The sequence below is a fragment of the Kitasatospora putterlickiae genome (genome assembly GCF_039527695.1).
In the GTDB taxonomy this organism is placed as follows: Bacteria; Actinomycetota; Actinomycetes; order Streptomycetales; family Streptomycetaceae; genus Kitasatospora; species Kitasatospora putterlickiae.
Genome location: NZ_BAAAKJ010000313.1, coordinates 15,719 through 20,142, shown reverse-complemented (window position 1 = coordinate 20,142; position 4,424 = coordinate 15,719). Strand labels below are relative to the sequence as shown.

5 protein-coding genes are annotated in these 4,424 nt (G+C 75.2%); 2 read left to right on the top strand and 3 right to left on the bottom strand.

Annotation, left to right across the window (positions count from 1 at the left end):
• Positions 1 to 765 (bottom strand): AfsR/SARP family transcriptional regulator (locus ABD308_RS29760; RefSeq protein WP_344341632.1); only part of this gene is annotated, 765 nt, incomplete at its 3' end.
• Between the two features lie 363 nt (positions 766 to 1,128).
• Here ABD308_RS29760 and ABD308_RS29755 point away from each other — a divergent pair.
• The gene (locus ABD308_RS29755) at positions 1,129 to 1,872 is read left to right on the top strand and encodes a thioesterase II family protein (RefSeq protein ID WP_344341629.1); all 744 of its coding nucleotides are present in this window, start codon (positions 1,129 to 1,131) and stop codon (positions 1,870 to 1,872) included.
• A 285-nt stretch (positions 1,873 to 2,157) separates the two neighbouring features.
• On the opposite strand, the gene ABD308_RS29750 is transcribed toward ABD308_RS29755, so the two are convergent.
• A complete protein-coding gene (locus ABD308_RS29750) occupies positions 2,158 to 3,201 on the bottom strand; it encodes an LLM class flavin-dependent oxidoreductase (RefSeq protein WP_344341626.1) in 1,044 nt (347 codons plus the stop codon).
• 49 nt (positions 3,202 to 3,250) lie between these two features.
• Here ABD308_RS29750 and ABD308_RS29745 point away from each other — a divergent pair, with 49 nt between their 5' ends.
• Positions 3,251 to 3,814, top strand: coding sequence for a GNAT family N-acetyltransferase (locus ABD308_RS29745; RefSeq protein ID WP_344341623.1), 564 nt, complete (start codon positions 3,251 to 3,253; stop codon positions 3,812 to 3,814).
• Between the two features lie 15 nt (positions 3,815 to 3,829).
• On the opposite strand, the gene ABD308_RS29740 is transcribed toward ABD308_RS29745, so the two are convergent.
• Positions 3,830 to 4,424: aminoglycoside phosphotransferase family protein (locus ABD308_RS29740; RefSeq protein ID WP_344341620.1), on the bottom strand; the 595-nt coding region annotated here is incomplete at its 5' end.

Genomic DNA, 4,424 nt, shown 5'->3' with positions numbered 1-4,424 from the left:
CGAGCCGCCGCCCTCGCCGCCCAGCAGGTCGTCCGCGGCCAGGATCCGGCGCTGCATCTCGCGCAGCTCGCTGCCCGGCTCCGCCCCGAGCTGGTCGATCAGCGCGGTCCGGGTCAGCTGGAACTGGTTCAGCGCCTCGGACTGCCGGCCGGCCCGGAACAGCGCCAGCATCAGCCGGCTGACCAGTGCCTCACGCAGCGGGCTCGCCTGGACCTCGCGCCACAGCTCGGGCAGGATCTCGTTGTGCCGGCGCAGCGCGAGGTCGGCGTCCAGCCGCGACTCCAGGGTCTGCAGGCGCAGTTCCTGCAGGTAGCGGCCCTCCACGTCGCGCAGTCCGCGCGAGGGGACGTCCACCAGCGGGTCGCCGCGCCACAGCGCCAGCGCCGCCGTGTACTCGACCGAGGCGCGCTCCAGCTCGCCCGCCCGCAGGTGCGCGGCGGCCCGGTTGCGGTGCGCGGTGAAGCGGCCCAGATCGGTCTCGTCCTCGGCCAGTTCGATCAGGTACCCCGGCGCCCGGGTCCGGATCCGCCGTCCGGCGACCGCGCCCAGGACCTGGCGAAGTCTCATCACATAGGTGCGCACCGTCGCGGACGCGCTCGGCGGCGGTCCGCCGTCCCAGACCGCCGCGGCGATCCGGTCCATCGACACCACGTGGTTGGCGTTGATCAACAGGAGCGTCAGCACCACCCGCTGGCGCGGGGCCGACACCGCGCACTCGCGCCCGTCCACCTGAACGGAGAGCGGTCCGAGCATCCTGAACTGCACGAGTGGCCTCGTTTCCTGGCACAGGGAGATAGCGCCCGCCGGAGCGGCGACCGGACTCACCCGACGGTCGCGCTCGGTATCAATAGGATGACGCAAATGAATGTATGGGGGCGCCCAATCGTCCACAACCGGTTCCCGGGATGCCCCCGCCGCGGATCACGGAAACGAGCCATTTCTGACTGATCGTTAGGATCCGGGTTTGCGGTGATCGAACACCAGCCATGCATGACAGGTCGGCCCTCGGTCGCGACCGGCCCTCCTGAGCTGGCTTGACATCTGTTCATCACGCGTTCGCACTCCGCGCGGGAAGCCCGCCCCACCGCGCCCGCCCCGTCCGCTCCCACCGGAAGGAACCACCCCGGCATGACACTCCCCGAAACCCTCGACGGCCTCTGGTGCCGGCGCTTCGAACCGGCGCCGGCCGGCGCCCACCGACTGGTCTGCTTCCCCCACGCCGGGGGATCCGCGGCGTTCTTCCGCCCGCTCGCCGCCGCGATGAGCCCGCGGGCCGAGGTCGTCGCGGTGCAGTACCCCGGGCGCCAGGACCGCCGCCTGGAACCGGTCGTCGACGACATCCCCCGCCTCGCCGACGGGATCACGGCGGCGCTCGCCCCCTGGACCGACGCCCCGTTGACCCTGTTCGGCCACAGCATGGGCGCCCTGGTCGCGTTCGAGGTCGCGCTGCGCCTGGAACGGGCCGGCCACCCGCCCGCCCGGCTCCTCGTCAGCGGCCGCTCCGCCCCGACCGGGCCGGCCGGGGTCCCGATCGATCCCACCGACGACGAACTGGTCGCCGACATCAAGAGGCTGGACGGCACCGAGGCCTGGATGCTGGAGGACCCGGAGCTGCTGGAGATGATCCTGCCGGCCGTGCGCGCCGACTACCGGGCGGTCGCCCGCTACCGGGGCGGTCCGGACGCCGTCCTCTCCTCGCCGATCAGCGCCCTGCTCGGCGACAGCGACCCGCGCGCCGCGGTCGACGACGTCCGCCGCTGGGCCGCCCACACGACGGGCGGGTTCGACCTCACCGTCTTCCCCGGCGGCCACTTCTACCTGGTCGACCGGGCCGCCGAGGTCATCGACCTGCTCCGCACCCGCCTCGGCTAGGGACCAGCCGTCAGGCCCCCGCCGTCCGCGCGTGCTTCGCGAGGCGGGGGCGGGGTTCCCGGCCGGCTCTCGGGCCCGGGGCCCCGCCCCCGCACACGCGCTTCCGGCCACCGCGCCGGTGCGGCGTGGCCGCGACAGGGCCCCGAAGGGCACGTCCCGAGGTCCGCCCGCGCACCTCGGCGGTGACCGGAGGGCGGACCGGACCGCGTCGGAGCGTGCCCCTCCGGGCACGTCCCGCCGGCGGCCCGGGCCCGACTCGCCGGTCCGGTTCGGGCCCGCCGCGGCTCAGACCGGGGTGAGCCCGGCGGCCTCGGCGAGCAGGCGGTAGGAGTCCAGCAGCTCCGCCCGGTCGTAGGTGCTGGTGGTGAGCAGGAACTCGTCGGCGCCGGAACGCTCCACGAGGGCCGTGAGCGCGGCGACGGCCTGCTCCGGGGTGCCGGCGAGGTGGCCGGTGCGGGCCTGCTCGAAGGCGGTGCGCTCACGCGGGGTCATCGGCCGGGCCAGGACCTCCCCGGCGGGCTCCAGCGGGGAGAACTCGCCATGGGTCCGGCTGTGGGCGGTCGACCAGGCCTCCGGGACGAGCAGCGCGCGGGCCCGCTCCTCGGTCGGCGCGACGGCGACCGTCCCGGAGACGACCACGTAGGGCCGCCCGGCCCGGGCGGAGGGGCGGAAGCGCGCCCGGTAGCGGTCGATCGCCGCCAGCATCGCCTCCTCCCCGCGCACCGCCGCGATCACCAGCGGCAGTCCCGCCTCGGCGGCCACGTCCGCGCCCGCGCCGGTGGCGAGCACGAACGCGGGGACGTCCAGGCCCTCGGCGGGGCGGGCGCGCACGCCCCCGGGGCGGACCGCGGCCGGGTCGAACCAGGAGAGCAGTTCGGCGAGTTGCCCGGGAAAGCGGTCCGCGGCGTCCTTCTCCCGGCCCAGGGCCCGGCGCACGCCGTCCGTGAAACCCACCGACCGGCCCACGCCCATGTCGATCCGGCCCGGGAACAGCGCCGCGAGGACGCCGAACTGCTCGGCGACGACGAGGGGCTGGTGGTTGGGGAGCATCACCCCGCCGGTGCCGACCCGGATCCGGGAGGTGGCGGCGGCCACGGCGGCGGCCAGCACCGTCGGCGCCGAACCGGCCACCCCCGGCACGCCGTGGTGCTCGGAGACCCAGAACCGGTGGTAGCCGAGCCGTTCGGCCTCCACCGCGAACGCGACGGTGTCCCGCAGCGCCTGGGCGGGCTCCTCCCCCCGGCGGGTCCGGGAACGGTCCAGTACGGAGAGGCGGAGGGCGGGCGCGGCGGTCACTCCGGTGCCAACGGCCGCCCGGGCCACCGTCATTCCCGGAAATCCGATTGCGGGCGGCGACGACTCCTGTTAGCAATGTGACATGCTACAGACCTCCCGGATCGCGCTCCGCGCCCGTCACGACGGCGACGTCCCCGTTCTCCACACCGAGCTCTACGACGACGTCGTCACCCGGTCACGGGCCGACGGCCGCCCCTGGCGGCCGATCACCCCCGGCTCCCCGGAATCCCCGTACGAGGTGCACCCCGGCGACGACACGGCCGCCTGCTTCTCGGTGGTGGACCTCGCGTCCGGCGAACTGGCCGGAGAGGCGTTGCTGTGGGGCGTCGACGGCCACCAGCGGCGCGCCCACCTCGGCCTGGCGCTGCGGCCCGGGTTCCGCGGGCGCGGTCTGGCCGGCGAGATCGTGCGGCTGCTCTGCCACTACGGCTTCACGGTGCGCGGGCTGCACCGGCTGCAGGTCGAGACGCTGGCCGACAACCTGCCGATGATCAAGGCCGCCACCGGAGCGGGGTTCGTGCTGGAGGGCACGCTGCGCCGGGCGACCTGGGCGTACGGGACGTTCGCGGACGAGGTGGTGCTCGGGCTGCTGGCCTCGGAGTGGACCGGCGAGCAGGTGCCGCCCGACGGCCCCGCCCGGGTCTGAGGTCCGCCGCCGCCGTCAGCCGGGGCCGAGGCCGAACCAGTGCTCGGCGAGCGCCTCCAGGCTGTCGGTCCCCGGGGGCGGCGGCACCTCCCGCAGGTACCAGGGCAGGTTGCTGTAGACGTGCAGCAGCGTGTACGCCATGGCCGCACGAGGGTCGACGGCGCGTCCGTACCCCGCCGCGAAGCGCGCCATCAGCCCGGGTTCGGCCCGGGTGACGAAGACCCCGACGCCGACGAAGTCGTAGGCCGGGTCGCCGATCATCGCGGGCTCGAAGTCGAACAGGCCGGAGAGCCGCCCGGCGGCCTGGTCGAACAGCAGGTGCTGGCGCATGAACTCGGTGTGCAGCAGCCCGCGTTCGGGCTCGCGCGGCAGCCCGGCGGCGTCCAGGAAGCCGGGGATCCGCTCCAGCCAGGCGTCCGGCAGACCGCGCTCGCGCTGGCGCCCGACGGCTGCGGCGCGCCGCCGGTCGGTGAAGGCGCCCCAGTCGCCGGGGCCGAGCACCTCGGCGAGCGGCCCCGGGTCGAGCGCGTGCAGCGCCGCCAGGTCCTCGCCGGGTTCGGCGACCAGTGGGACGGTGTTGAGGAAGAGCCCGTACACCTCGGTGCCGCCG

What these genes read in the sequence shown, in the direction of transcription:
- ABD308_RS29755 (WP_344341629.1), top strand. Translation starts at nt 1,129, where the DNA reads ATGACACTCCCCGAAACCCTCGACGGCCTCTGGTGCCGGCGCTTCGAA.
- ABD308_RS29750 (WP_344341626.1), bottom strand. Translation starts at nt 3,201, where the DNA reads ATGACGGTGGCCCGGGCGGCCGTTGGCACCGGAGTGACCGCCGCGCCC.
- ABD308_RS29745 (WP_344341623.1), top strand. Translation starts at nt 3,251, where the DNA reads ATGCTACAGACCTCCCGGATCGCGCTCCGCGCCCGTCACGACGGCGAC.